Source organism: Myxococcus xanthus, assembly GCF_006402735.1.
GTDB classification, from domain to species: Bacteria; Myxococcota; Myxococcia; order Myxococcales; family Myxococcaceae; genus Myxococcus; species Myxococcus xanthus_A.
The window spans coordinates 4,398,307-4,422,879 of the sequence record NZ_CP017174.1; the positions used below are offsets into that span (position 1 = coordinate 4,398,307).

Sequence of the window (24,573 nt, forward strand, 5' to 3'; positions counted from 1 at the left end):
TTGAAGTGCGTCCGCGGCTTCCAGGTGCGCGCCTGGAAGTCCCGGCCCAGGCGCAACTCCTGGTCGATGGGGTTCGGGTCCACCACTTTGCCCGGGTTCATCTTCCCCTGCGGATCCCAGATGCTCTTGAACTCGCGGAGCTGGAGGCCTACACGGACCCCGGCGTAGCGCCGCTGCCGCCGCACATCACCTTCGAGCAGGCCCGGCACTTCGCATCGGCGCTCCTGGAAGGGGACGAGGACACGGCGGGCGTCATCAAGCAATCCCTCAAGGGCATGGTGGACAAGCTCCTCCCGCACAAGGGGTAGCGACTAGAAGGGCCGTCGCAACACGTCACAGGCAGGACCTCTCAGGCTTCATCCGTGGTGAAATGAAACGAGGCCCGACGCGAATGCACCGCGTCGGGCCCCGGCGGATGACGCGCCTTGGGGCGCGAGTGACTCAGTTGTAGGTGGCGGTGTAGGTTCCGGCCAGGGCGCCGTCAATGAAGGCGAAGTCCACGCCCTTGATGGTGCGCGTCACCGTCGTCACGGCGGAGCCCGCGCGGGTGACGGACAGCAGCGTGCGGCCCGTCGTGGTGCGGGTGGGCACCATGAGGGACAGGTTGCGCGCGGGGCTCGTGAGGTTGAAGGTGAGCACCGTGCCGGTGAAGGCCACGGTGGACACCTGGGTGGCCTCGCGGGCATCGAGCCACTCCAGCAGCTGCTTCGCGGTGATGACCGGCACGCCGTCACGCTTGGCGGACGCGATGATGGCGGCCGAGCCGGAGGAGCCGGCCGACGGCTGCGAGTCGACGTGCATGTTGGCGTTGAAGGCGCCGTAGTAGCCCTTGGTGCCCAGCGCGTTGCCCAGCAGCGTGTCGATGTGCAGCGGGTAGGACTGGCCGGACTCGTCCGTCATCTGCGTGGCGAGCTGGTAGACGTCCAGCGGAGTTCCGTCCAGGTCCGCGAAGCGCATGGCCAGGCCGGAGCCGGTGAACAGGCCCGGGCGGTCCTGCACCCAGTAGTCGGGCCAGTAGTAGTAGTTGGTGTCCATGCGGATGCCGTGCAGGCGCGACACCTTGGGCTGGGTGGACCAGTCGCTGAACGCGATGCAGTGCGTGCGGTTGGTGACAGGCGCGGGGACGGCGGGGAAGGCGGACGCGAAGCTGGCGAGCTGCGGGGTGAAGAAGTTCGGGTCCAGCGTGTTGGCCGTGTAGTCCGCGCAGCCGGTGTTGATGTGCAGGGCGTACTCGAAGCCCTGGGCCACGTAGTTGTTGGCCTGGGTGGCGCTCAGTCCGCCCACGTAGTCGTAGATGGTGCCTCGGATGCACTCCCAGTCGTCCACGCTGCATCCGGTGGGGCTGTCCGCGAGGTACTGGTTCCAGCGCTGGGTGGTGGCGCCACCCGGGTGTCCGTCGCCCGTCATCACCACGACGGCCTTCTTGGCGTTGGGGAAGTACCAGAGGCGCGGCAGCGGCGTGGTGCTCGTCTGGTGCAGCACGTTGGCGAGCAGTCGCTGCTGCTCGTCCGCCTGGGGAATCTGGACCTTGGCCAGGTTCACCCAGTCCGGCTGCGGGTCGAAGGACGCGTTGCCGTAGAACATGTCGCTGGCGCGCGCGCCCGGGCCGATGGAGGAGCCGTCCCGGTTCTGTCCCTGCCACGCCGGGTTGCCTTGCCGCGTGTAGATGACGGACTTCGCCAGGTCATACATGAAGGCGGTGGCGGTGCCGCTGCCCACGGTGCGCTGGCTGACGGCGGTGAACGTCGTCGCGGTGGTGGCGTCCGAGTAGAGCGTGGCGACGGTGCGCGTGCCGGTGACGATGGTGCGCTTGTCCGCGAGGCCGTGGTACTGCATCGTCTCCGCGGTGATGCCCGTGCCCGGGGCCTGGGTGTCGTTGACCAGGATGTAGCCATTGGCCTGCGTGCCCTGAGAGGCATTGAGTCCGAGCAGCGACTGGAGGTTCGCCGCGGGCCGCAGGGCGATGAGGCTGCCGCCGGCGGTGACCCAGTGGGTGATGAGCGTCACCTGGGTCGCGCTCAGCGTCTGCTCGCCGAGCACCAGCACCTTGTAGTCATTGAGGGAAACGGAGACACCCAGGTTACCGGCATCGGTTGTTGCAAAGGCGGCGATGCCCTCGGCCTCCAGGATTTCGCGCAGGTAGTCGGTGAAGGGGTTGCCGGGAGCGGTGGCCACCAGCACGGGGCCCGCGCCGTGGATGCCCGGGCGGGGCGGAGGTCCGTAGGTCTCGAAGACGACGTCCACCCAGTAATTGGAGTTCTGGTGGCTGCCGTTGGGGAACGTGGACGAGGAGGCGTAGGCGAAGACGCCGTTGCCGCCCGAGGTGGTGGCGCCGGGCAGGGCGTGCAGCGGAGGGGCGTCCACTCCGGTGGCCAGGCCGTTGCTGTCGAACGAGTAGCCGCCGAGCGGCGCGAAGTACGACGCCACGTAGGTGGTGCCGGCGGTGATGGCGACAGGGGAGGAGAACGTCACCTCCTGCCAGCCGACGGCCGTCTCGTTGGTGAAGGTGGCGGTGGCGAGCGGCTGGCCCGTGGCGCTCCACAAATTGCCCACGTGGGTGCCGTTGTTGCCGCTGCCCTTGTAGAAGCGCACGCCCGTCACCTGTCCGTCCACGTCCGCGCGGAACTTCACGCCCACTTCGATGGCGGCGGTGTCAGGGGTGGTGGCGGTGCCGGGCGTGGCGGTGGGGGCGAAGATACGGAAGGTGTTGTCCGGGGGCTGCGTCGGGGGCAATGCGCCGGTGGCCTGGAAGACGACGTCCACCCAGTAGTTGGAGTTGCCGAAGCTGTTGCTGGGGAAGGAGCCCGCGGCGCCGTAGGTGAAGACGCCGTTGCCGCCGCTGGTGCTGCCGGGCAGCGCGAAGAGGGGCGGGGTGTCCTGGCCGCTGGCGAGGCCACCGTTGTCGAAGGCGTATGCGCCGACAGGGGCGTGGTACGAGGCGACGTAGGTGGTGTTGGCGGCGACGGCGACAGGGGCGGAGAACGTCACCTCCTGCCAGCCGGTGGCCGTCTCGGAGGTGAAGGTGGCGAAGGCCAGGCGCTGCCCGTTGGCGCTCCAGAGGCTTCCCACGTGGGTGCCGGTGTTGGCTGCGCCCTTATAGAAGCGCACGCCCAGCACGTTGCCGCTCACGTTCGTCTTGAACTTCACGCCCAGCTCCACGGGGTCGGAGTCATTGGTGACGGAGGCGACGGCGGGCGTGGCGGTGGCGGGCCACAGGGTGACGGGCTCAGCCGGGCGAAAGACGACGTCCACCCAGTAGTTGGAGTCGCCGAAGCTGGTGCTGGGGAAGGAGCCCGCGGCGCCGTAGGTGAAGACGCCGTTGCCGCCGCTGGTGGCGCCCGCGAGCGCGTGGAGGGGAGGGGAGTCCACGGCCGAGGCCAGTCCCGCGCTGGTGAAGCCGTAGGCGCCGCCGGGCGCGTGGTACGAGGCGACGTAGGTGGTGTTGGCGCTGATGCGCACGGGCGTGGAGAACGTCACCTCCTGCCAACCGGAGGCCGTCTCTCCGGTGAAGGTGGCGAAGGCGAGGCGCGCGCCAGCGGCGCTCCAGAGACTTCCCACGTGGGTGCCGGTGTTGGCGGGGCCCTTGTAGAAGCGGATGCCGAGGATGTCTCCCTCGATGTCTGACTGGAACTTCACGCCCAGCTCCACCGGGGCGAAGTCATTGGTGACGGAGGGGACGGCCGGGGTGGAGGTGGGGGCGAATAGCGTGTACGTCGGCTGGGTGCGCGCGGTGGTGGGTAGCGCGAGCAGGACGGCCGCGAGCAGCGCCAGCGCGTGGGCGCGTGGCTGTCTCGCGACCCAGTTGGGCCGTGGCTTCGAGGGTGTCATTCGGACTTTTCCTTGGGGGATGGCACGACGAGACAGAGCAGCGGCGGCATCTTGCTGTCTGCCCCTGACGTGGACAATGGCGCGAGACGTAGGTCCGCGAGTCATTGCCGCATGACGCGATTTTTGGCTTCCAGGCGGTCGGACTTTTTCGGTGTCGGTTGTCTTCAGCCGTGATGGGGACCTTGAAAAAGGGCCCGACTCCATGCCGGGGGCTAGTGAATGGGAAATCCAGCGTTTAGACCTGACACGTCGTTCACCTCGGAATGGGCTGGCAGTACCTTGAGCTGGCCTTTGCGCGAGTCCCTCTCACGCGGGCACTCGGAGCTTCCCGCCCATGTCCAAGGGGAAGCGCAGATGCGCTGCGGCTGGTATGAAGGGGGGATGTTCCATTCTTTTGCAACGAGGGTTGTCCAGCTCGACGAAATCAAGGTCCGCTTCGAGGCCGCGAACGAAGCGGAGACCTTCGGCTGGTTCGTCGAGCACTTCGAGCGGATTCAGGATCGCGCCCAGCAACAGAACAAGCCCGCTGTCGAGATCCATCTGGCGACCGGGCTCGTGCGTGCCGACAAGCTCGTCCCTGCGTCTCCGTGGATTCTCGTTGTCGATGGAGATCTCGAGGTAGCGGGTGACATCGACCTGTCAACCCAGCCTTACGAAATCAGTCTGTTCGTAGTGTTCGGCAGCGTGCATGCGAAGAACCTGCGCTTCAGCGGAAGCGCGTGCTGCTACGCGACGAAGTCGGTCGAACTCGCGGGCGGATGCTTCGGAGATCACGGCGACGAGGCGGCCGAACTCCACACCACCCGTCTGAAGGCCCGCATGTTGATGCTCGACGGCAACACCGGAGTGAACGCTCAGCAACTCGATGCGGTGGTGTTCGCGAGCAAGGGCTGGGGCCTGCCTCGGCACTTCACCGACGATGACGTAGCCGCAGATTTCTTCGTCGCCGAGGCGCTGGATGAGGACGGTGGAATTGACGAGCGTGCGGTGTGGGAGTTGATGACGAGCGGGAAGGACCCGTTTCAGCCCGGAGCACTGGCGACGCTCAGCGCGAGGCGCGTCGATGCCGAGACCCGACTCAAGCCCCGGTAAGTCGTGCCGAAGCTCCGCAGTTCGTTGTCGGCGAGCTGTTCGTGGCCAAAGTCAGGCCTCTCCGTCGCGGGGGGCGACAACACGCGCGCCATGAAGGAGAGCAGCAACTCTTTCAGGCAAGCGCAGCGCGAGCGCCGCATCGTGCCAGCTCCGGCGCAGGGGGACGGTGTCGCCCCCTGCGCGGTGGCTGAGGAAGCCCTGGGTGGATGAGCCGCTTCGCGATGCACGAACATCGCGAAGCGCAGGGCTACTGCTTGCGATAGCAGAAGAACACGGGGTAATCGACGCCGGAGGTACCCAGAATCTGGACCGCCTTGAAGCCATCCGGGCAAGACGCCTGGCCGGTGAGGGGATTCACATACGGGCCGCCGCTGCCTTCACCGTACATTCCGCCAAAACGGTAGGGCGACGGCAGATGTGGCTCGTAGGGACGGTGGCAGTATCGGAGGTCGTAGTCGATGCCCGAGGACCCCAGCGCCGCGTCGGTCAGGTAGCCATCGGGGCATGAGGCGGCCTGCGTGATGTCATTCTTGTAGTCGCCGATACTCCCGAAGCCATACGCCCCGCCGAACTCCGCCAGGGGCACGTTCCCGTCCACCGCGTGGCGGCCACAGAAGTACATGTTGTAGTCGACGTTGGTCGTCCCCAGCGTCTGGTACGCCGTGTACTCCGGAGGGCAGGAGGGGCCCCCGGTATAGGGATTGACGTAGGTGCCCCCATTGAAGAACCCATACATGCCTCCGAAGTGCATGTGGGTGGCCGCCCCGAAGACCTGGACCTCGGCGAGGCTCAGGGGGTTGTTGGTGTTACCGAGCTGGACGCGGACATAGCGGGCCTTGCTGTTGATGCTGAGGGAGGTCCGCCGCGGCGCCACGCCCGCGAAGGGGTGGTCCTGCCAGGTCGTGCCGTCCTCCGAGATGCGCACCCGGAAGTTCTGGAGCCGGTCCGAGCAACAGTCGGTGCGGTTGTAGAGGACCACGTTGGAGATGAGGTGTGAAGCCTGGAGGTCGACCTGCCACCACGGCTGGGTTTGTTGGCTTTGCAGGGCGGTGTGGGTGACGGAGCCGGCCCAAAAGTCGCCGTCGGTATTTCCGTCCACCGCGAGCGACGGCTCGCCGCCGCCGCCGAGGTAGGCGCTCGACTGCAGCGCCGGCTTGCCGAGCGCGAGGTTGGGAGGCGAGAGCAACGCCTGCCGCGCGGTGGTGCTGGTGAGGTCATCCGGAGGGAGTTGCTCGGCGGAGGCGTCGGGGGAGCACGCGCCGAGGAGCGCGGCGCCCGCGATGCTGACGAGCCAGGGGAGGCGGAACATTCGGGTTGGGGACATGTATCGGTCTCTGGATGGGGTTCACGCGGCCGGAGGGGCCGGCGACATACCGACCCGCCGCGACCGCGCGCCGCTGCCCCAGAGCAGCCGACGTGCCACGGGGCCGCCGCCCGGGCTTCCGAGGGGGAGCGGCCCTTCCACGCGTGGCGCCGGCCGTTTCCACGCGTGGAACCCGGCGGCCGACGCGTGGAAGCGTCGCCGGAAGTCTGCTTTGCTCCGGGACGTGACCAGCCATCCCCGTCCCCCGGCGTGGGACCATTCCACGGCCGCGAGCCGTGGAAGTTGTCGGCGGCGGAGGTGGCCGCGGGCGTGCCGCTGGAGTTGGCCGGACGCGTGCTGCTGGTGCTGCCCCTGGCGGACCCGTCGTCGCGCGAGGCCGAGGACGCGCTGGGCATGGTGGGCAGCAGCATGGGGCTTCAGCGCATGCGCCAGCACGTCACCCAGGTGGCGGACCGTACCGGTGCTCGTTCGGGGCGAGACGGGCTCCGGCAAGGAGTTGATTGCCCGGGCCATTCATCAGCACGGCATGCGTAGGGACAAGCCCTTCGTCAGCGTGAATCTGGGCGCCATTCCCCGCGAGTTGGCGGCCGCGGAGCTGTTCGGCGCGCGCAAGGGCGCCTTCACCGGTGCGGTGAGGGACCAGACTGGCTTCTTCCAGGCCGCCCACGAGGGGGCGCTGTTTCTGGACGAGGTGGGCGAGGCACCTGCCGAGGTCCAGGTGATGCTGCTCTGCGTCCTGGAGAGCGTATAGGCGGGATAGAGGCCCGCTCGATCAGCGGACGCAGCGCCAGATGTAGCGCCCTGGCGTCCGTCGCCTGCTCTCCGCGCTCGCGATCATGCAGTGTGGGTCGTTCGCCAATCCGAAACAGCGTCCCACCCGGTGCAGGCCCGTAGGTGATTGCCGGCCCCAGCCCTTGACCACCGCGTCCACACGTCCGAGCTCGGAGAGCAGAGGCTCGAACACCATAGTCAGCCACGCGACCGTCTTGAGCGCGTTCTGCTGCACCGCCCGATGATCCTGCGAGATGCGTATGATATCGGTCTCGGGATAACGCATTGAGGTCCTCATGGCGTACGCCTCCGCCGCTGCGGACGAGTAGCGCGTGACATGGAAGGCGAACCCGGTGGTCGCGCAGACACACGGCACAGTCTCGAGCAGGCGCATCAACAGGGCCTGCAGCTCGCCCGCTCGCTGAAGGCCGAGTTCCGGCGGAAACGCCAGGGTGACCGAGTTGGCGTTTTTGGACTTGAAGGACGGTGACCCCTCTTCAGCGCTGGTGAACTTGAACAAAGCCTTCGGTGCATCCATCTCGCTGTCGCCGTCCTTCAGTTCCAGCGACACGTAGTCCTTCTTGCCCAGCGGCTCGGTGGCCCATCGCGCCAGCGTGCCCAGTGTCTTCTTGGTCACCGCTCGGTGCTTGCGCATCGTCTCGGTGGCATAGAAGCGGAGTCGCTCCGGCGGACAGACGGACAGGAAGATCTCCTGGCAGCGCAGCGCCGCAAGAGGGAACTCGGCGAACGTCGCTGTGGTGAAGAGGTTGATGGAGAAGGTGAACGAGGCCTGCCGGATGCCCTCTTCGTCCCGGAGGTCGAGCGAATCTATCAGCGTTGCGGTGTCAGACATGGGGCCGGCTCCTAGTGTCAGCGATGGGCACTGCTCCTCGGGATTGAGCTGCGGGGAGTAGGCGGGCAGGAAGTACGCGCGATATGCCGGGCGACCAGGCGTGGACGCTCACCGGGGCAAAACGCGAAGGTCGCCCCGGGTGTCGGCGTGCACGCAGCGCACGCAGGCCGCCCGAACGCAGCCGCGCGGCCCACTTGCTCACCGCGGCCTCGGACACCCCCAATTCACGCGCGACGCGCACCTGCGGAAAGCCGTGACGCAGCAGACGTGCTGCCTCAAGGCCTCGCTCCTGCTGCTGCTCGGCGGAGAGCCGACGGGCCTGCCAAGCCATGAGAAGTGCACCTCCTCACGAACTCAATAGCGCCACCGCGCCGTCAGCTACAAGTCCGTCGTCGCCATCCTCCAGCACCGCTGCTGCAGACCACGTTCCTTGGGGCGCAGGCACGAAGTGAGGACGTGGGCCGCCTCTTCATGGTCGGAGAAGGCACGCGCTCCGGTGCAGGGCTTCCCTCCGTGCTGTGCTCCGCAAAGATTTTGGACAAGGTGAACGCCTGCGTCTGATTTGTACCGCGCGCGGCGTCCGCAGGTTTTTTGGAATGTCAATTGGTTTGATGGTTGTCTGGACGGACGTTTCCATTATAGATGGGTGTCTGGAAATTCTCCTCGGGCAATAGTAAGTCGCCTGTGAGGCTGGGACCGCATGACATTGGGGCCGGCTGACCACTTGGGAGGGGAAATGAAAAAGAACATGCATTTGCGGTCGATGGCGTTGTCCATGATTGTTGGCGGGGTGCTTGCGACTCTCGTTTCGATGCCTGCGGTTGCAAGAGGGGAGGTTCAGTTGCCCCCTATCTCTGTTGCATTGGAGGAGTGCTCAAGTTGCCCCAAGTCGACGACCGGTACGATTGCGATTAACTTTCTCTGGACGGCGACGACTGGGACTTCAAGCATTGAAGGCGCTGCGCCAAGTAATGCCGTTGTTGAGTCGATCTATTTGGCGGGCCCTCCATTGGGACAGAATATACTTATTAGTCGCATTGACTTGGTTCACCTTGGTTGGGTTAATGCCATATTTAGAAGCTATGCAAATGGGCATGTTTGGTATCCCATGTCGACGCTGCCTGTGATGGCTCCTTGGGCTGGAAGGCTGGTTAATGGCGGGGAGTGGGAGGCAGTTCCAACGGTAGTGGCTATGAATGCGAATTCGCAATTGTCAATTCGCCTGATTATTAAATGGTATGTTCCCGGTTCTGGCGGGGGAGGTCCCGGCCCTGGGCCAGTTACCACAGGAAGTGGTGGAACGAAGTATTTTGCTGACTTTAATGGTGATGGCTACTCGGATCTCTTTCGCCAGAATCCGCAGACTGGAGAAGTGGAGACTCGTTTTGGCCGGACTGGGATGGGGGAGTTGTATTTTAGTGCGCCGACTCGGCACTTGTGGTTGCCGGGTCGCAAATTCGTGCCAGGCGACTTTAATGGCGATGGCTACTCCGATCTCCTGCTCTTTGATGTGTCGTCAGGGGCGATGGAGATTCGGTACGGCCAGGCTAATCTCTACCCGTTTCTTTTTAGTTTGTCATCGCAGAGGGTCCTGGGGGGGGACTTGGATTTTATTCCAGGGGATTTCAATGGCGACGGGATGACGGATGTGCTTCTTTATGAGGCTGCGACCGGGTTTGTGTCGATGATGTTTGGTGATGTGGGCATGGATGGGTTGCACTCAACGCCAGCTACGATTGAGGCGTGGACACTCGGGTTGACCCTGGTGCCGGGTGATTTCAATGGGGATGGCTATTCGGATTTGTTCATCTATTATCCTTGGGGCAATGTTGAAATCCGATATGGTCGTTCTAGTTTTGGGTCTCTTCATCTCAGTGCGGCGTCGCAAGAGGTGTGGAGTCCTGGTCTGAAGTTTGTTCCGGGGGATTTTAATGGTGATGGTCTTACGGATTTGTTCTTGTATCACACCACTACTGGGAATGGTGAGATTCGATTCGGGGCGACGGGATTGGGGTCTCTCACGTTCTCCCTGAATGCCACTACTTCGGGTGCTGTTGGGTTTGATTTTGTTGTGGGTGATTTCAATGGTGATGGGCGATCTGACCTATTTGTGTATAGATTGAGTGATGGGTATACGGCTTGGCATGCCGGTGTGCCAGGTGTGGAGTTTCCCAGTTTTGTTTCGGGAAGCAACCAGTATTGGGGCGCGGGGGTGACGTTGGCTCCTGGTGACTACAATGGTGACGGCTATACCGATTTGTTCTTGTTGCATTCGACGGGGGCGGTTGAGATTCGATACGGCCATGGAGGGGGGCCTACTCTATTGGTAGCTCCCTCTACGTATGTTACATGGCTGCCGGGATTGAATTTGGTGAGTGGGTATATTTACCGCCGCTAATTGAACTGCGGCGGTTTGGTTGAATGTCTGGCCCGGCAGCCCAGGGACCTGGGCTGCCGGGGGATTGAAGGGCTGATGGTGTCGGTGAGCGTCAAGGTAGATGTCGCGTGAAAGGACTCAGTCGATGCGCTTCAACTCCTGCACTGCCGGGGTGAGGTTCGGAGAGGGGCCGAGGCGGACGCGGTGAGCGTCAAGGTAGATGTCGCGTGAGAGGGTTCAGCCGATGCGCTTCAACTCCTGCACTGCCGGGGTGAGGTTCGGAGAGGGGCCGAGGCGGACGGGATGACGCCCAGCCACTGCAAGGTGGCCAGCAGCGTGGCGCCCAACCGGCCCGGTGGGGCGCTTTCTGCCGCTCACCGCCGGATGCGCGCGACTCACCGGTGTCAGGAGGCACTTCGCAGAGAGGACCGGCTGGGGGGAACCGGGTGAGGAATCCTCTGACTTGCACGGCGGCCTTCAGCCGCGACCCGTGCAAGGAGCCTTCTTCGCATGCGACTTCCCCGTCCCTTTCTCCTGCTGGTGGCTTTCGCTGTCGCGTGGGGGCTGTCAGGCCCCAGCGCTCATGCCCAGGCGACTCGCGGCTCGCGGGCCCCGCGTCATTCACGCGTCGACGCGGTGTTCGCGCCCTGGAGCGGCAAGAGCACACCCGGTTGCGCGGTGGGCGTCTCGCGCGATGGCGTGGTGGACTACGCGCGCGGCCATGGGATGGCGAACCTGGAATACGGCATTCCCCTCACGCCGCGGTCCATCTTCGGCATCGCCTCCATCTCCAAGCAGTTCACCGCGTTCTCCATCCGCCTCCTGGAGCAGGAGGGCAAGCTCTCGCTGGACGACGACATCCGCAAGTACCTGCCGGAGATGCCGGTCCGCGAGAAGCCCATCACGGTCGCGCATCTGCTCCACCACACCAATGGCTTGCGCGAGCAGGGCCAGTTGCTGAACATGGCCGGCTGGCGCAACGACGACGTGTACACCGAGGCGGACATCCTCTGGGCGTTGACCCGGCAGCGCGGGGTGAACTTCGAGCCGGGCGCGGAGGTTCTCTACGGCAATGCCGCGTACACGCTGCTGGCGATCATCGTGCGGCGCGCGTCCGGCAAGTCGCTGCGGGTGTTCGCCGACGAGCGCATCTTCAAGCCGCTCGGGATGACCGACACCCACTTTCAGGATGACCGGAGCGAGGTCGTGCCCCGGCGTGCTTCGGCCTACGCCGCCCGTGAGGGCGGAGGCTGGCGGCTCAAGATGTCCAACAGCGACCACTACGGCGCAGGCAACCTCTACTCCACGGTCGTCGACCTCCTGAAGTGGGAGCAGAACCTGCTCGACGGACGCGTGGGCGGTCCGGCGCTGGTCGCCTTGATGCAGACCTCCGGAAAGCTGAACGACGGCACCGTCACCGGCTATGGCAGTGGTCTGCGGCTGTCGGAGTATCGCGGCCTGCGTACGGTGAGCCATGACGGCATGGATGCCGGCTACCGCACGGAGGCCACGCTCTTTCCGGACCAGCGGCTGGCTGTCGTCACGTTGTGCAACGGCTCGACGCTTGAGGCTACGGACCTCGCGTGGAAGGTGGCCGAGGTCTACCTGGGGGACGTCATGAAGGACACGATGCCGCCCGCCGTGGCTCTGCCAGAGACGGAGCTGCCCGCGCTGGCCGGCGCCTACTGGAGTCCCCAGACGGATGAAGTGATGAGGTTGGAGGTCAAGGACGGGGCGCTGTGCCAGGTCGGCGTGCCCAAGCCGTTCGTGCACATCGGCCAGGGCGTCTTCCGCCCGGGCGAGTCCACGCATGTGTGGCGTTTCTCCGCGCCGGCCAAGGCCGGTGGCCCGCGTGAATTGAGCATCCGGGACGCGTGGCCTACGACGCGTGACTTCATCCGTGTGTCCGAGCCCCTGCCCACGAACGCCGAACTCGCTGCCTTCGTCGGCCAGTATCGTAGCGACGAGCTCGACACGATCTACACCGTGCGCATCGCGGACGGCAGGCTGGCCATCCAATGGTCCCGCCGGGACGAGGTCATGCTGGACGCCGTGGGAGGGGCCCGTTTCCTCGGCTCGCTGGGCGCGGTGTCCTTCACGCGGGCGGCTTCTGGTGGAGTCGACGGGCTGATGATCAGCAACCGTCGTCTTCGCCGTCTGCGCGCTGACCGCGTGGGCCCGGCACCTCAGCCACCTGCCGTGAGCACGAGCGACTCAGGCCGACGCTGACTCCTGGTGACGGGCGGGCCATCCACGACCACCGGCTCATCCACCCAGGTGGCTCCCGCGTGGCCCTCGTGCCGGGGCCAACCTCGCACATGCCGCGGGCAAGCCCAGGTGCTCCAGAATCACCCGCACCCCGGGGGCCCCCTCGCTTTCCACCCACAGTCATCGATGTGGGTGGAAAGCGCTCGAGCCGGCCGCGTGTCGCGGCAGCTTGGTATGGCCCGAGACCGCCTCCCCATTGCTCCACCTTCCTTCTTCGCCGCTACAGGAACTCGGTGGCCCCGTACGCGCCGCGCTCACTCGCCTTTGACGTACGCATGACGCAGCGACCGGATTTTGGGTAGATACAACCCCATCGACGGTATTCTTACGTAATGCGACCCCTTCGGTACTCCATCAACGTCACATTGGACGGGTGCTGCGATCATCGTGAGATACTCGCGGACAAAGACCTGCATCGTCACGCGCGCGAGAATCTCGACCAGGCGGATGCCCTCCTCTTTGGGCGGGTGACCTACGAAATGATGGAGGCAGCATTTCGACCGCCGACGCGAACGGGGGCGATGCCTGACTGGATGGAACCCTTCGCTCGGACGATTGACGCGGCAAAGAAGTACGTCGTGTCGAGCACCCTGGAGCGGGTCGATTGGAACGCGGAGCTCGTGCGCGGGGATCTGGAGAAGGCCGTTCGGCAGCTCAAGCGGGAGCCGGGTAAGGGATTGTTCGTGGGAGGCGTGAAGCTCCCTCTTGCGTTGGCGGAGCTGGGATTGATCGATGAGTACGAGTTCGTGGTGCATCCCAGGCTCGTAGGTCATGGGCCGACCTTGTTCGCGGGGCTATCGAAGCATGTCGACTTGAAGCTTGTGAGCCGGCTGGAGTTCGACTCGGGGGCGGTGGCGATGCGGTATGAGCCGAGAAGGTAGCCATCGGGCTTGTGCCCCTCCCTGTATCAGGGAAGAAGTCGCCTGGGCGGACTCGCCGAGCTGTTGATGCCCTCTGCGCGCGCCTCTCTCACTCGCCTTGACGCACTGCTGAACGCAGCCTTGGCGCGCGCATGACGCAGCGACCGGATTTTGGGTAGGTCAGGTATTAGGGCTGAGCCGGGAGGACGATCGAGAACGGATATTGGTCCTCGTCTCGGAGGTCCGGGTCATAGGGCCCCGTGGGCAGATCACTCGTTCGCGTGCATCGTGCCGTTGACGTACCTGAATTCAATCGTGCCTCTGAAGAAGAGGCTGTTGAGGTTGAGGCCGTGGTAGCGGCTGGAGTCGTAGCGGTTGAGTATGCTGTTGCGGCGCCCGTACCAAGCCTCATTCACCTCCTGTAGGTTGCGCGGGCGCCGGGCCTCCAGCCGCTGGAGGATGGCCGCGTCGATGGGGCGGCAGTTCCGGACCAGCCGCGCCGCGCTTACCCCGAGTGCTGTCTCCAGGAGGCGCTCCTGCTTGTGCCCAACCGTCTCAATCTCAATCCCAAACCGGAGCGTCTTCATGGCGTTTGCCTCTCGCATTCTCGCGAGGCTGTGGCGCCCGTCGCGAAAAACATACGCGCTCTGGTGTGCGAATGAGGCAAGTCATCTTCGACGTCTGGTGGGTGGATTTCGGTGTCTGGATTGATTGCGTGAAATCGCAAGGGTTCACGCCTGCTCTCTGAAGCTGGAGCGCGGCCGGCCCGCCTGCGTTGGGCAGCAGGCGGAACTTCAGTGTGTTTGGGCGGCGAAGATCCGCACGGAACAGAGTCGCCGCAATGAATGAACCGATTCTCTGCATCGCGCTGGGTGACGCCTTCGATGGTGTCCCTAACCCGAAGTTCGATCGCTGCGCCCTGGACGCGTCAAAGCTGCGGCAGACGGTGCGTCAACGCGGGTGAGCAGTCATTAGCCTCCTGCTCGCACCGGCATACAGCAGGCCTGCGCGCTGGGCGGGCAACAGACTGCACTCCAAGTCTGCTCTCACCGGCCCTCTCAAGAAGGCCCTCATCCTGGAGCCATTCACGCCGGCGAGAGCCGGAATGTCTCACGACAGGGACGGAAGTCGTGTGTGTCTTGTGGCGGATCCCGCGTCAATCTAGGGGTATGTCCCCCAGGGCTGGCGGAGACGGCATCCAGAGTGGTGTCGATATGGGCCGTGTGCTAAGCGCCTGGCGCGCCTGCGCAGGTTTTCGGCGACGAAAAAGTCACGCTCTAGGACAACGCGACATGAAAATGACTTCGGAAAGAATCTCCCGGTGGGCAACCAGTGCTCTCTCGGTACGGGGCCCTATGATCGTGGCGTTTCTCGCCATACTCGTCGTGCAAACCGCATGGACAAACACGTTCCTCGGAATCGACCTGGATTTCCTGATGCAGAACCGGGGGATTCTCCTACTCGTTCTATTTGGGGTGCTGTTCGTCCTTGACGGCCTCAGGATAGGCCTCCACAAGTTCCTCTCGTCACGCGCCCAGGGGGACGACAGCGACGTGAAGGACGAGCAGGAACATGTCACCGCGATATTCTCTCTTGATAAAGCAGACCCGGCGAAGCCAGGGGCGCTCGTGGGCATGGAACACCTGCAAGAGAAGCACAACTTCGACGCGCTGGACTGCCCGGAATGCGACGGAGAGGGGTGCAAAGGCTGCGACGACGGTGGCCTCATCCTCGTCTGGGAGAAGGAGCCCTGCGGCCCAGATTGTCCCATCCTGGCTACCAAGCAGTGATACTGGGCGCGGGTCAGCCGAGGGGTGAGCCTCAATGGTCACGTGAAAACCGGCCAAAGGGAGAGGACCGAGACAGGAGGACTCCTACCCCGCGGACTCAGAGGTCCGCACCTCCATGGCCCCCTTGGTGTCCTTGGTGTGCCAGCAGCGGGGACCGAATTGGAAGACGTGGGCATGGTGCAGCAGACGGTCGAGCATGGCGGCCACGGCGGCGTTGTCGCCCAGGAGCTTCCCCCAGTCCTCCACGGGCCGGTTGGAGGTGATGAGGGTGGCGGCCTTCTCGCAGCGGCGCATGATGAGCTCGAGCAGGTCCTCGGCAGCGGTGGCCCTGGGACTGGATGAAGGCGCGGCCGAGGGACTGGGCGATGTGACTCTTGCCGGGGCCTGGAGGGCCGAGGAAGAGCGCGTCATCGGTTCGCTCCACGAAGCCGCCGGTGGCCAGCTCGAAGACGAGGCGGCGATTCCCCCTGTGTCTGAGAAGAAGTCGCCTCGGCTGACGTGCCGAGCTGACAACGCCTTGGGGGCGAGACCTGGCGTCTGCCGCGGCGCACGCATGCCCGGCTACATACCAAGCGGGCTCAGCGGACTTCTGATGCGCGCGTAGCAACCCCGTCTGACATGGGCGGGTCAAACCGGCACCTGGGCTCTGACTCCAAGTTTCCACTGCGGTTGTGCGCGCGAACGATGGCTCGTGAGCAATTCAAGGGCAGGTCTTCCCAGCAAGGCGTGAATAGTCAGAACATGGTCGGCGCGCGCTCTTGAAGGAGGCGTCGATGGAAGGGAAGAACCGGTACCGCAACAGCGAGTCGATGATTCTCCACGGCAACCCGTCCTTCCAGGCGGCGAAGGAGGCGGGGCTGTTGGACCTGGCGGTCCACAACACCGGGCACGGCACGCTCGCGCTGCCGGACGGCCGCGAGTTCATCAACATGTGTTCGTGTTCCTACCTGGGCCTGGACGCCGAGCCCGAGGTGCTTCAGGGCGCCATCGACGTGCTCCAGCGCGAGCGGACCATGGACATGGCCATCTCCCGGCTGCGCATCCGGCTGGCCATCCTGGACGAGCTCGAAGCGCGGCTGTCCACGCTCTGGCGCTCGAAGGTCATCGTCACCACCACGGCGAGCTACGCCAGCGCGGGCTTGTTGCCGCTCATCGCTTCCGGGCACCTGCTGCCGGAGGGCCCGCGGCCCGTCGTGGTGTTCGACAAGTCCGCGCACTTCTCGATGAACCTCATCAAGCCCATCTGCGCGGACGAGACGGAGGTGCTGACGTCGCCGCACAACGACCTCGAGTTCGTCGAGGACGCCTGTCGCAAACATGCGCGCGTGGCCTACGTCGCGGACGGCTTCTATTCAATGGGCGGCGCGGCGGTGGTTAAGGAGTTGCTCGCGCTCCAGGACCGCTACGGCCTGTTTCTTTACTTCGATGACTCCCATGCGCTCTCCGTCTATGGCGAGGAGGGGGAAGGCTTCGTGCGGACGCTTGCGGGAAGCGAGCTGAACCCGCGCACCATCATCATCGCGTCACTGGGGAAGGGCTTCGGCACCGCGGGTGGCGCTGTCATGCTCGGGCCGAGTCAGCACGCGGACCTGGTGGGCCGCTTCGCCGGGCCGCTGGGCTGGTCGCAGAGCCTGTCCATTCCGGCCATTGGCGCCAGCATGGCCTCCGCGCGCATCCACGGCACGCTGGAGCTGGCGAAGCGGCAGCAGGCCCTGCGCGCCAACATCCGGTTCTTCGACGAGCGCATACCAACGCGGACCGCGGGCGAGGACTTCCCCATCAAGGTCATCGACGTGGGCCCGGAAGAAGTCGCGGTGGAGCGCTCGCGGCGGCTGCTGGAGCGCGGGTTCTATTCGTCGGCGGTGTTCTTCCCCATCGTTCCGAAGGGACGCGCGGGCCTGCGCATCATGTTGCGGTCCAACCTGTCGCAGGCGGACGTGCAGCGCTTGTGCGACGCCGTGCGGGAGATTTCCGCACCCACAGCCTGAGTGAGTGGAGGTGGCGTCATGCCGTTGTCCATTGCTTGCAGGTCCATGCTGGTGACGCCCGCCCTGGAGCCAACGCGCTTCGACAAGGCGGCCGAGGTGGGCGCGGATGTGGGGTTGCTGGACCTGGAGGACGGCGTGCCCTGGGCCTTCAAGTCCGAGGCGCGCCGCCTGGCCACCGAGCACCTGGCGCGAGGCCGCCGTTCGGGCCCCATGGCGTTGCGAATCAACAGCCTTCGCACGGAGGACGGGCTCCGGGACGTGCTCGCCCTGCTGGACACGGGGGCCCGGCCCGACATCGTCCTGCTTCCCAAGGTGGAGTCACCCGCCGAGCTGCAACAACTCGACGCGCTGCTGAGTCCCCGGCTGCCGGACGTGGCGCTGCTGGCCATCATCGAGACGTCTCGGGGTGTGGCCTCGGTGGATGACATCGCAACCGCCACGCCGCGGCTCCAGGGGCTCGTGTTCGGATCGGCCGACCTGTCCGCGCAGCTTGGAATCCCGCTGACGTGGGAACCCATGCTGTACGCGCGCTCGCGAATCGCCATGGCGGCGGGGACGGCGGGGCTGTCCGCCATCGACTCACCGTGCTTCGACCTGGCGGACCTGGACGCGGTGGAAGAGGAGACGCGCCGCGCCCGGGCGCTGGGGTTCGTCGGGAAGATTGTCATCCACCCGGCCCAGGTGGCCGCCGTCCACCGGGCCCTGCGTCCGTGCGCGCGCTCGGTGGACCATGCGCGCCGCGTGGTGGCGCAGGCGGAGGATGGGAAGGGCGGCATCCGGCGCCTGGGCAACGCCATGGTGGGGCCTCCGCTGGTGGCGGCGGCGCGGCGGGTCCTGGCCAACGAGCACCGGATGGAGGAACTGGAGTCTACGCCCCGGCGGCAGGGCGCCAGGACAGGAGACACATGAAGAAGATGGTCACCGCCCACAAGAAGGTGGGCAAGCAGCGCTACCGCGAGACGCACGGCCTCTACTTCGACGACTTCGAAGTGGGAGACGTGTTCGAGCACCGGCCGGGGCGCACCCTCACCGACGTGGACAACATGTGGCAGTCCCTGCTGTGCCTCAACACGCATCCGCTGCACATCGACGCGGTGTATGCCAGCAAGACGGAGTGGAAGAAGCCGCTGATGTCCAGCCTGGTGACGCTGGCCATCGTCGGCGGCATGAGCCTCAACAGCACCAGCGCGAAGGGCGTGGCGAACCTCGGCTGGGACAAGGTCCGGCTGACGGCGCCCGTCTTCGTGGGAGACACCATCTACGCGGAGAGCCGCGTGCTGGCCAAGCGCATGTCCCGCTCCCGTGGAACGCAGGGCATCGTCTCCGTGGAGACGAAAGGCGTGAAGGCGGACGGCACCGTGTTCATGACGTTCGAGCGCTCGTTCCTGGTGCCGCTCAAGAAGCACAGTGTGGACGTGGATGCGAACTACTGAAGCGGGGATGCGCGCGGTGACGCAGGACCGGCCCGGCGGTCCGGAGGTCTTCCGGCTGTGCGAGCTGCCGCGTCCAGCGCCAGGCCCGCGTCAGCTCCGCGTCCGGGTGCGCGCGTCCGCTCTGAACCGCGGCGACATCCTCCAGCGCAGCGGGGCCTATCCGCTGCCACCAGGTGTGACCAGCCCGCTGATTGGCGTGGAGGTCGCGGGCGAGGTGGAGGCGTGCGGCGCTGAGGTGCGTGACTTCGAAGCCGGCCAGCGAGTCTTCGGTCTGGTGGATGGTGGAGGCTACGCGGAGGCATGCCTCATGGAAGCGGGGATGGCCATCCCCATGCCGGCCCACTGGAGCTTCGTGGAGGCGGCGGCGACACCAGAGGCCTTCTTCACCGCGCACGAAGCCTTGCTGGAGCAGGGCGGCCTGCGCGCGGGCCAGTCGGTGCTCATCCACGCGGGAGGCAGTGGCGTTGGCACCGCGTGCATCCAGGTGGCCCGCGCGGTGGGCGCGCGGGTGTTCTTCACGGTGAGCACCGAGGAGAAGCGCCGCCGCTGCCTGGCCCTGGGCGGTGAGGCGGGCGTGCTGCGCACCGAGCAGGACTTCGCGCGGGAGCTGTCCGTCCTCACGGGAGGTGCGGGGGTGGACATGGTGGCGGACTTCGTGGGCGGCGCGGCCCTGGCGCGGAACCTGTCCGTGTTGAAGTTCGGCGGCTGCCTGCTCCTGCTAGGCGTGTTGGAGGGGATGGAGGGCGCGCTGGACGTGCGGCAGGCCATCCTGCGCCGGCTCCAGCTTCGCGGCATGTCGCTGCGCCCGCTGCCCTTGGAAGAGAAGGTGGCCGTCACGCGCCGCTTCCGCGAGCGGTGGTTGCCGGAGCTGGAAGCGGGGCGGGTGCATCCCATCATCGACTCCACGTTTCCGCTGGAGCGCGTGGCGGACGCGCACCGGCGCATGGAGTCCAATGCCAGCTTCGGGAAGATTGTCCTGGAGCTGTAGGCGGCTCAGGGGCGGACGACGCAGCGGAACCCGATGTGCGACGTGCCGCTGTCCACTGCCTGGGGTGAGCGCGCCGCCGGGCGGTACCGCAGGCAGTAGTTCGGCGCGCACAGGTGGCTGCCACCCTTGAGGACGCGGCGGGGAATCTTCACCTTCGGCAGGCACGGGTCCAGGCTGCGATCCGATGTGGCCGGTCCCCGCGGATTGACGGGGATGCAGCAGGGCTTTCCGCCGTTGCCCTCGTGCCGCTCCTGGTACCAGTCCGAGGTCCACTCCCACACGTTGCCGGCCATGTCGAAGAGGCCGTAGGCGTTCGGTGGGAAGTTGCCCACCGGGGACGTGCCCTCGAAGCCGTCCGTGTTCAGGTTCTGCCAGGGGAACTCGCCCTGCCAGGTGTTGGCCATCAGCTTGCCACCCGGCGCGAACTCGTCGCCCCAGACGTAGACCTTCCGCTCCAGGCCCCCGCGCGCGGCGTACTCCCATTCCGCCTCGGTGGGCAGCGCCTTGCCCGCCCAGTGTGCATAGGCGAGCGCGTCCTCGAAGCAGACGTGCACCACCGGGTACTGCTCGCGTCCCTGCCAGGTGCTGTCCGGGCCTTCGGGGTGCTTCCAGCAGGCGCCCGCCGTGTAGAGCCACCACTGCGTCAGGTCACGCAGGTCCACGCGAGCGAGCGTCTTCTTGAAGACGAGCGAGCCCGGGACGAGCAGCGCTGGATTCGCGCCGGGAAAGTCGTCGGGGTTCAAGGGGCGCTCGGCCACGGTGACGTAGCCGGTGGCATCCACGAAGCGCGCGAAGTCCGCGTTCGTCACCAACTGGCTGTCCATCCAGAAGTCCGTCACCGTCACCTGGTGCGTCGGCCGCTCCTCCGGATAGTGGTGGTCCGAGCCCATCCAGAATGTCCCACCGGGGATGTAGACCATGCCCGGCAGCGAGCGGGCTTCCTGTCCCGCGCCGTCCTCGAGGGGCCGGCCGCCCTGGGCCGCGACTTCGTCGATGACGTCGATGCTCATGTGCGTGCCTCCTTCCCTGCGAGAACGGAGGGGCGCGCCGTGCCCCGGCAGCAAACGTGGGGGCCGCGCGGCACGGAACAATCCGGCCCTCGGGGGTAGGCCTCGTGTCCGCGCCTGCTCCTGCCGGTCGTCCCTGGCGCCCGGCCGGGGGCCGCTTGTGGGTTCCTGGACGCATCCCCACCGTGGAGACGGCGCCTCATGGACCCGCACTCGACGATTGCCGAATTCTCCCTGGTGAAGGGCGGGCTGCTCTTCGAGACCGAGCGCCGGCTCCGGCGCGGTCCGCGCAAGCGTTATGACCCCGTGTTGCGGGCGCTGGCCTTCTCGGCGATCGGCTGGTTGCCTCTGCTGCTCTTCACGCTGCCTTCGGGCGGGCCGACCGTGGGCTCCCTGTTCAAGGAACTCCAGGTTCATGCGCAGTTGCTGGTGGCGCTGCCCGCGCTCCTCGCCGCGGAGCCCTACATCGACGGCCGCCTGGCTTTCGCGGTCCGCCAGTTCCTCAATTCGAACCTGGTGGCGACGGACGGCCTCCAGACGTTCGAAGCGGATGCCCGGCGCGCCATGCGGTGGCGGGACAGCTATATCGTGGAGGCGCTGCTGCTCATCCTGGCGTACGCACTCACGTTCATTACCCCGGCTGACCCCACCCGGACGTGGACCCTCAGCGGCGACGGGTTCTCCATGGCGGGGTGGTGGAACCTCGCCGTGAGCCAACCCCTGTTCCGTTTCCTGGCGCTCCGGTGGCTCTGGCGTGGCGTCGTGTGGAGCGCCTTCCTGCTGCGTGTGTCACGTCTGCCGTTGACCCTGGTTCCGACACATCCGGACATGATGGGCGGGCTCGGGTTCCTGCCCATCTGCCAGGCCAGCTTTTCGCCCGTGGTGTTCTCCCTGGCCGTGGTGGTGGCGGCATACACGTCCCGGGTGGAGCCCAAGGACCTGTCGGCCAACCCCACGGCCTACGTGATTCCGCTGGTGGTCATCGCGGCCGGAGCGGTGGTGCTGGTGTTCGCGCCGATGAGCTTCTTCGTGCCTCAGCTCGTGCGAGCGAAGCGGATCGGTGACGAGGACTTCTCGAAGGTCGCGTCCAAGCACTCGCGGCAGTTCGAACACAAGTGGTTCCGGGGCGGACCGGAGTCGGAGCTGCTGGGCGCGCCGGAGATGTCCTCGCTGGCGGACATCGGCACGGCCTTCACCCTGTCGCGGAGGATGCGCCTGTTGCTCTGGGACAAGATGGCCCTGCTGGCCGTGGTGGGGGCGGCGCTGGCGCCACTGCTCATGTTGCTGGTGATGGACCGGCAGTTCATCTCCGTCCTCAAGTTCATCCACGATGGCTTGAGGTGACGCGGGCCCGGAGGGCTCCGGGCCCGGTCCTGCCGATGCGCTCAGAACGTGGCGCCGACGTTCAGCGTGGCGTTGTAGCTGGAGCCTCCCGCGAACGTGACATCTGTCAGGGGCTGGTTCTCCGCGGGCGGCAGCGTGGGGACGAGCTCCTGGTTGAAGAGGAGGTTGTAGTTGGCCCGCAGGTCCGCGGTGAAGGAGCCGGTGTAGAAGCGCAGCCCCGCGCCCAGCGGCACGGCGCCGGCGGTGTCGTCGCGGTAGCCCAGCGCTTCCGCGCCGCGGCGGACGTTGTACCAGTTCATGCCGAGGCCGCCGAGGAGGTACGGCTGCACGGGGCTCGCCGTCAGGCCGATGGTGGCCACGGCCTGACCTCCGTTGCGGACGATGTCCGGGTTTCGTGCCAGGTCCTCCAGGCCGCGCCGGTCGAGCTTGTTGATGGCGCCGGTGTAGCCCAGCTCGATGCCCAGCACGGTGGACGGTTTGAGCGTGGCCGTGGCGCCGTACGCCGCGCCCGGATCGATTCGGGGGGCCAGCCCACCGCTGTAGCCCTCCACGCCGCCGCCCACGGTGACGGTGAGTCCGCGCATGTCGGACTCGTTCTTGGCCAGCGCCGTGCCTCCGCACAACGCGCCCGCGACGACCAGTGCCTGGATTCGTTTCATTTCGAGCGCCTCCAACAGACGGGGTTGTTCCGCCAGGAAGCTGGGGCCGCGGACAGGCCGGTTCAAGGCGAGCCGGCAAGGCATCTCCGCGAGCCCTCCCCAGCGTGCCTGTGTCCCACCGCCGGGCCCCACTTGGTGCGGTGGCATTGTCCGGCCGGGTTGAAACGGGAATCGCGTGGCTTTATAGAGGGGGACGCCAGCGGCCTCATCGTGAGGGTGTCTGGCCCGGACGAGGCGCGCCGTACCCGGTCAGGACAAGACGACGCGACAACGGGAGTCGTACGTCATGTCCTGGATTCTACTCATCATCGCGGGGTTGCTCGAGGTCGGTTGGGCCATCGGTCTCAAGTACACCGAGGGCTTCACCAAGCTGGTACCAAGCGTCCTCACGGGCGCCGCCATCGTCGCCAGCATGGTGCTCTTGGGGATCGCCACGAAGAACCTGCCCATTGGCACGGCCTATGGTGTGTGGGTCGGCATTGGCGCAGTGGGCGCGGCCATCATGGGCATCGTGCTCTTCAATGAGCCGGCCACGCCCGCGCGCATCTTCTTCCTGGTGCTGCTGCTCACCTCCATCGTGGGCTTGAAGGTCACCAGCGGCCGGTAGGTGGCCCTTCGGTGCTGATTTCCCAGGCGCTGCCTTGAAGGCAGCGCTACACGTGGGGGTCATGCGCGATGCGTTCCTGGGTGGAGGTCGTCCGAAGCGGCGGGGCCTGTGGCGGTATGCCCTGGGCGTGATGGGGCTGGGCGCGGTCGTGGGTGCCCTCCTCACGTGGACGACGACGGACGGCCTCCAGTCTTTCGGGGCGCGTGCGGATGGGGCGCGCCTGGAGCGGATGAAGGCATCGTCGCGCTACCAGGACGGCATCTTCATCAACACCGCCGGTGCCAGGCTGCCGCAGAATGGACCGGACTGGGGCACGTTGAAGGAGATGCTCTTCGGCACCCAGCAGCGTACACCGCCGTCCGCGCTGCCCATGGAACGGGACGTGGCCGCGGCGCTGGCGAAGCAGCCGGAGAGCGGCCTGCGCGTAACGTGGCTCGGCCACTCCACGCTGCTGGTGGAGATTGACGGCTTCCGCATCCTCACAGACCCCATCTGGGGCGAGCGCGCGTCGCCGTCCACCATTGCTGGGCCCAAGCGGTTTCATCCGCCTCCGCTTCCGCTGGACGCGCTGCCGGACGTGGACGCAGTGCTGCTGTCGCATGACCACTATGACCACCTGGACATGCCCACCATCCGGGCGATGGTGCCGCGTCAGGTGAAGTTCTACGCGCCGCTGGGCGTGGGGGCGCACCTGGAGAAGTGGGGCGTTCCGGCGGAGCGCGTGGTGGAGCTGGACTGGTGGCAGGAGGTGTCATTGGGGGAAGGGGAGGGACGCCTGCGCATGGTGGCCACGCCCGCGCAGCACTTCTCCGGCCGAGGCCTGACGGACCGCAACAGCACGTCCTGGACGTCGTGGACGCTGCTGGGCTCGCGGCATCGGGTCTTCTTCAGCGGGGACACGGGGCTGACGGAGGAGTTCGCGGAGGTGGGCCGCCGCTTCGGTCCCTTCGACGTCACCATGTTCGAGGTGGGCGCCTTCCATCCATCCTGGGGAAGCATCCACCTGGGGCCCCGGCAGGCGCTGAAGGCGCATGAGATGGTGCGGGGGCGCACCTTGCTGCCCATCCACTGGGGGACCTTCAATCTGGCGCTGCACGCCTGGGATGCTCCGGCAAACGAGCTGGCGGTCGAGGCACGCGAGCGGGGCGTGAGTCTGCTCACGCCTGTCCTGGGCCGCCCCGTGGAGCCGACGCGGGAGCGGGCGGACACTGCCTGGTGGAGCACGGTCCAGACGGCGGCGGTCGCTGGCGACGCGCCCTGATGCCTCGCCGAGGCCCTGACGTCACCACACGTCAGTTGGCACCCTGACAACCACGTCCTGGTCATCCGGTGGTCGCGTATGACCGCTCTGTCATTCTTCGGCCGGAATACAAGTTCTACAGAC

General features: G+C 66.2%; 21 protein-coding genes, 2 pseudogenes and 1 riboswitch. Of the genes and pseudogenes, 15 read left to right on the forward strand and 8 right to left on the reverse strand.

What is annotated here, in order from left to right; translation table 11 throughout:
- The first annotated feature begins 5 nt into the window (after window positions 1-5).
- Window positions 6-308: a hypothetical protein gene (locus tag BHS09_RS18315; protein WP_140791699.1), complete on the forward strand. Its 303-nt coding sequence runs from the start codon at window positions 6-8 to the stop codon at window positions 306-308.
- A 133-nt stretch (window positions 309-441) separates the two neighbouring features.
- On the opposite strand, the gene BHS09_RS18320 is transcribed toward BHS09_RS18315, so the two are convergent.
- Complete coding sequence (locus BHS09_RS18320; RefSeq protein ID WP_140798460.1) at window positions 442-3,828, reverse strand: DUF4082 domain-containing protein; 3,387 nt, start codon at window positions 3,826-3,828, stop codon at window positions 442-444.
- A gap of 381 nt (window positions 3,829-4,209) precedes the next feature.
- Here BHS09_RS18320 and BHS09_RS18325 point away from each other — a divergent pair, with 381 nt between their 5' ends.
- Window positions 4,210-4,920: a hypothetical protein gene (locus BHS09_RS18325; protein WP_140798461.1), complete on the forward strand. Its 711-nt coding sequence runs from the start codon at window positions 4,210-4,212 to the stop codon at window positions 4,918-4,920.
- A 247-nt stretch (window positions 4,921-5,167) separates the two neighbouring features.
- Here BHS09_RS18325 and BHS09_RS18330 read toward each other — a convergent pair whose 3' ends face one another.
- The gene (locus BHS09_RS18330; RefSeq protein ID WP_140798462.1) at window positions 5,168-6,244 is read right to left on the reverse strand and encodes a galactose-binding domain-containing protein; all 1,077 of its coding nucleotides are present in this window, start codon (window positions 6,242-6,244) and stop codon (window positions 5,168-5,170) included.
- Between the two features lie 291 nt (window positions 6,245-6,535).
- Between BHS09_RS18330 and BHS09_RS18335 the strand changes: the two are divergent.
- Window positions 6,536-6,989, forward strand: a pseudogene (locus tag BHS09_RS18335) (sigma 54-interacting transcriptional regulator); the annotation flags it as partial.
- A gap of 27 nt (window positions 6,990-7,016) precedes the next feature.
- Here BHS09_RS18335 and BHS09_RS18340 read toward each other — a convergent pair.
- On the reverse strand, window positions 7,017-7,868 hold the full coding sequence (locus BHS09_RS18340; RefSeq protein WP_140798463.1) for a type VI immunity family protein: 852 nt from the start codon (window positions 7,866-7,868) through the stop codon (window positions 7,017-7,019).
- On the reverse strand, window positions 7,861-8,199 hold the full coding sequence (locus BHS09_RS40305) for a helix-turn-helix domain-containing protein (protein WP_140798464.1): 339 nt from the start codon (window positions 8,197-8,199) through the stop codon (window positions 7,861-7,863). Before BHS09_RS40305 ends, BHS09_RS18340 begins: the two co-directional genes overlap by 8 nt.
- 405 nt (window positions 8,200-8,604) lie before the next feature.
- Here BHS09_RS40305 and BHS09_RS18355 point away from each other — a divergent pair, with 405 nt between their 5' ends.
- The 3 genes from BHS09_RS18355 to BHS09_RS18375 all read left to right on the forward strand — a co-directional run bounded on the left by BHS09_RS18355 (window position 8,605) and on the right by BHS09_RS18375 (window position 13,394).
- Window positions 8,605-10,266, forward strand: coding sequence for an FG-GAP repeat domain-containing protein (locus BHS09_RS18355; protein ID WP_161605162.1), 1,662 nt, complete (start codon window positions 8,605-8,607; stop codon window positions 10,264-10,266).
- A gap of 489 nt (window positions 10,267-10,755) precedes the next feature.
- Window positions 10,756-12,474, forward strand: coding sequence for a serine hydrolase domain-containing protein (locus tag BHS09_RS18360; protein ID WP_140798467.1), 1,719 nt, complete (start codon window positions 10,756-10,758; stop codon window positions 12,472-12,474).
- 371 nt (window positions 12,475-12,845) lie between these two features.
- Window positions 12,846-13,394, forward strand: a complete 549-nt coding sequence (locus tag BHS09_RS18375) for a dihydrofolate reductase family protein (protein WP_140798468.1) — start codon at window positions 12,846-12,848, stop codon at window positions 13,392-13,394.
- 248 nt (window positions 13,395-13,642) lie between these two features.
- On the opposite strand, the gene BHS09_RS18380 is transcribed toward BHS09_RS18375, so the two are convergent.
- Complete coding sequence (locus tag BHS09_RS18380; protein ID WP_237080418.1) at window positions 13,643-13,960, reverse strand: amidoligase family protein; 318 nt, start codon at window positions 13,958-13,960, stop codon at window positions 13,643-13,645.
- A 254-nt stretch (window positions 13,961-14,214) separates the two neighbouring features.
- On the opposite strand from BHS09_RS18380, the gene BHS09_RS39925 reads away from it, so the two are divergent.
- Both BHS09_RS39925 and BHS09_RS18385 read left to right on the forward strand, forming a co-directional pair.
- Window positions 14,215-14,337: a hypothetical protein gene (locus BHS09_RS39925; protein ID WP_257792147.1), complete on the forward strand. Its 123-nt coding sequence runs from the start codon at window positions 14,215-14,217 to the stop codon at window positions 14,335-14,337.
- 328 nt (window positions 14,338-14,665) lie between these two features.
- Window positions 14,666-15,163, forward strand: a complete 498-nt coding sequence (locus BHS09_RS18385; RefSeq protein WP_140791711.1) for a hypothetical protein — start codon at window positions 14,666-14,668, stop codon at window positions 15,161-15,163.
- Window positions 15,164-15,247: 84 nt separating this feature from the next.
- On the opposite strand, the pseudogene BHS09_RS40310 reads toward BHS09_RS18385, so the two are convergent.
- Window positions 15,248-15,827, reverse strand: a pseudogene (locus BHS09_RS40310) (ATP-binding protein).
- Between the two features lie 109 nt (window positions 15,828-15,936).
- Between BHS09_RS40310 and BHS09_RS18395 the strand changes: the two are divergent.
- The 4 genes from BHS09_RS18395 to BHS09_RS18410 are packed head-to-tail and all read left to right on the forward strand — an operon-like array spanning window position 15,937 to window position 19,572.
- Window positions 15,937-17,151, forward strand: a complete 1,215-nt coding sequence (locus BHS09_RS18395; RefSeq protein ID WP_140798469.1) for an aminotransferase class I/II-fold pyridoxal phosphate-dependent enzyme — start codon at window positions 15,937-15,939, stop codon at window positions 17,149-17,151.
- 18 nt (window positions 17,152-17,169) lie between these two features.
- Window positions 17,170-18,060 (forward strand): HpcH/HpaI aldolase/citrate lyase family protein, encoded by an 891-nt coding sequence (locus BHS09_RS18400; RefSeq protein ID WP_237080420.1) that lies wholly within the window; start codon window positions 17,170-17,172, stop codon window positions 18,058-18,060.
- The gene (locus BHS09_RS18405; protein WP_140791717.1) at window positions 18,057-18,584 is read left to right on the forward strand and encodes a MaoC/PaaZ C-terminal domain-containing protein; all 528 of its coding nucleotides are present in this window, start codon (window positions 18,057-18,059) and stop codon (window positions 18,582-18,584) included. The genes BHS09_RS18400 and BHS09_RS18405 overlap by 4 nt, the downstream gene beginning before the upstream one ends.
- On the forward strand, window positions 18,571-19,572 hold the full coding sequence (locus BHS09_RS18410; RefSeq protein ID WP_237080421.1) for an NAD(P)H-quinone oxidoreductase: 1,002 nt from the start codon (window positions 18,571-18,573) through the stop codon (window positions 19,570-19,572). The genes BHS09_RS18405 and BHS09_RS18410 overlap by 14 nt, the downstream gene beginning before the upstream one ends.
- A gap of 5 nt (window positions 19,573-19,577) precedes the next feature.
- On the opposite strand, the gene BHS09_RS18415 is transcribed toward BHS09_RS18410, so the two are convergent.
- A complete protein-coding gene (locus BHS09_RS18415; RefSeq protein ID WP_140791720.1) occupies window positions 19,578-20,582 on the reverse strand; it encodes a formylglycine-generating enzyme family protein in 1,005 nt (334 codons plus the stop codon).
- Window positions 20,583-20,780: 198 nt separating this feature from the next.
- Here BHS09_RS18415 and BHS09_RS18420 point away from each other — a divergent pair, with 198 nt between their 5' ends.
- Window positions 20,781-21,923: a hypothetical protein gene (locus BHS09_RS18420; protein WP_140798470.1), complete on the forward strand. Its 1,143-nt coding sequence runs from the start codon at window positions 20,781-20,783 to the stop codon at window positions 21,921-21,923.
- Window positions 21,924-21,964: 41 nt separating this feature from the next.
- Here the strand turns inward: BHS09_RS18420 and BHS09_RS18425 are convergent, their stop codons facing one another.
- A complete protein-coding gene (locus tag BHS09_RS18425) occupies window positions 21,965-22,582 on the reverse strand; it encodes a hypothetical protein (protein ID WP_237078384.1) in 618 nt (205 codons plus the stop codon).
- 205 nt (window positions 22,583-22,787) lie between these two features.
- Window positions 22,788-22,851: riboswitch (guanidine-III (ykkC-III) riboswitch) on the forward strand.
- A 17-nt stretch (window positions 22,852-22,868) separates the two neighbouring features.
- Between BHS09_RS18425 and sugE the strand changes: the two genes are divergently transcribed.
- Both sugE and BHS09_RS18435 read left to right on the forward strand, forming a co-directional pair.
- Window positions 22,869-23,189, forward strand: coding sequence for a quaternary ammonium compound efflux SMR transporter SugE (gene sugE / locus BHS09_RS18430; protein ID WP_140791726.1), 321 nt, complete (start codon window positions 22,869-22,871; stop codon window positions 23,187-23,189).
- 61 nt (window positions 23,190-23,250) lie between these two features.
- On the forward strand, window positions 23,251-24,450 hold the full coding sequence (locus BHS09_RS18435) for an MBL fold metallo-hydrolase (RefSeq protein ID WP_140791728.1): 1,200 nt from the start codon (window positions 23,251-23,253) through the stop codon (window positions 24,448-24,450).
- The last annotated feature ends 123 nt before the right edge of the window (window positions 24,451-24,573 follow it).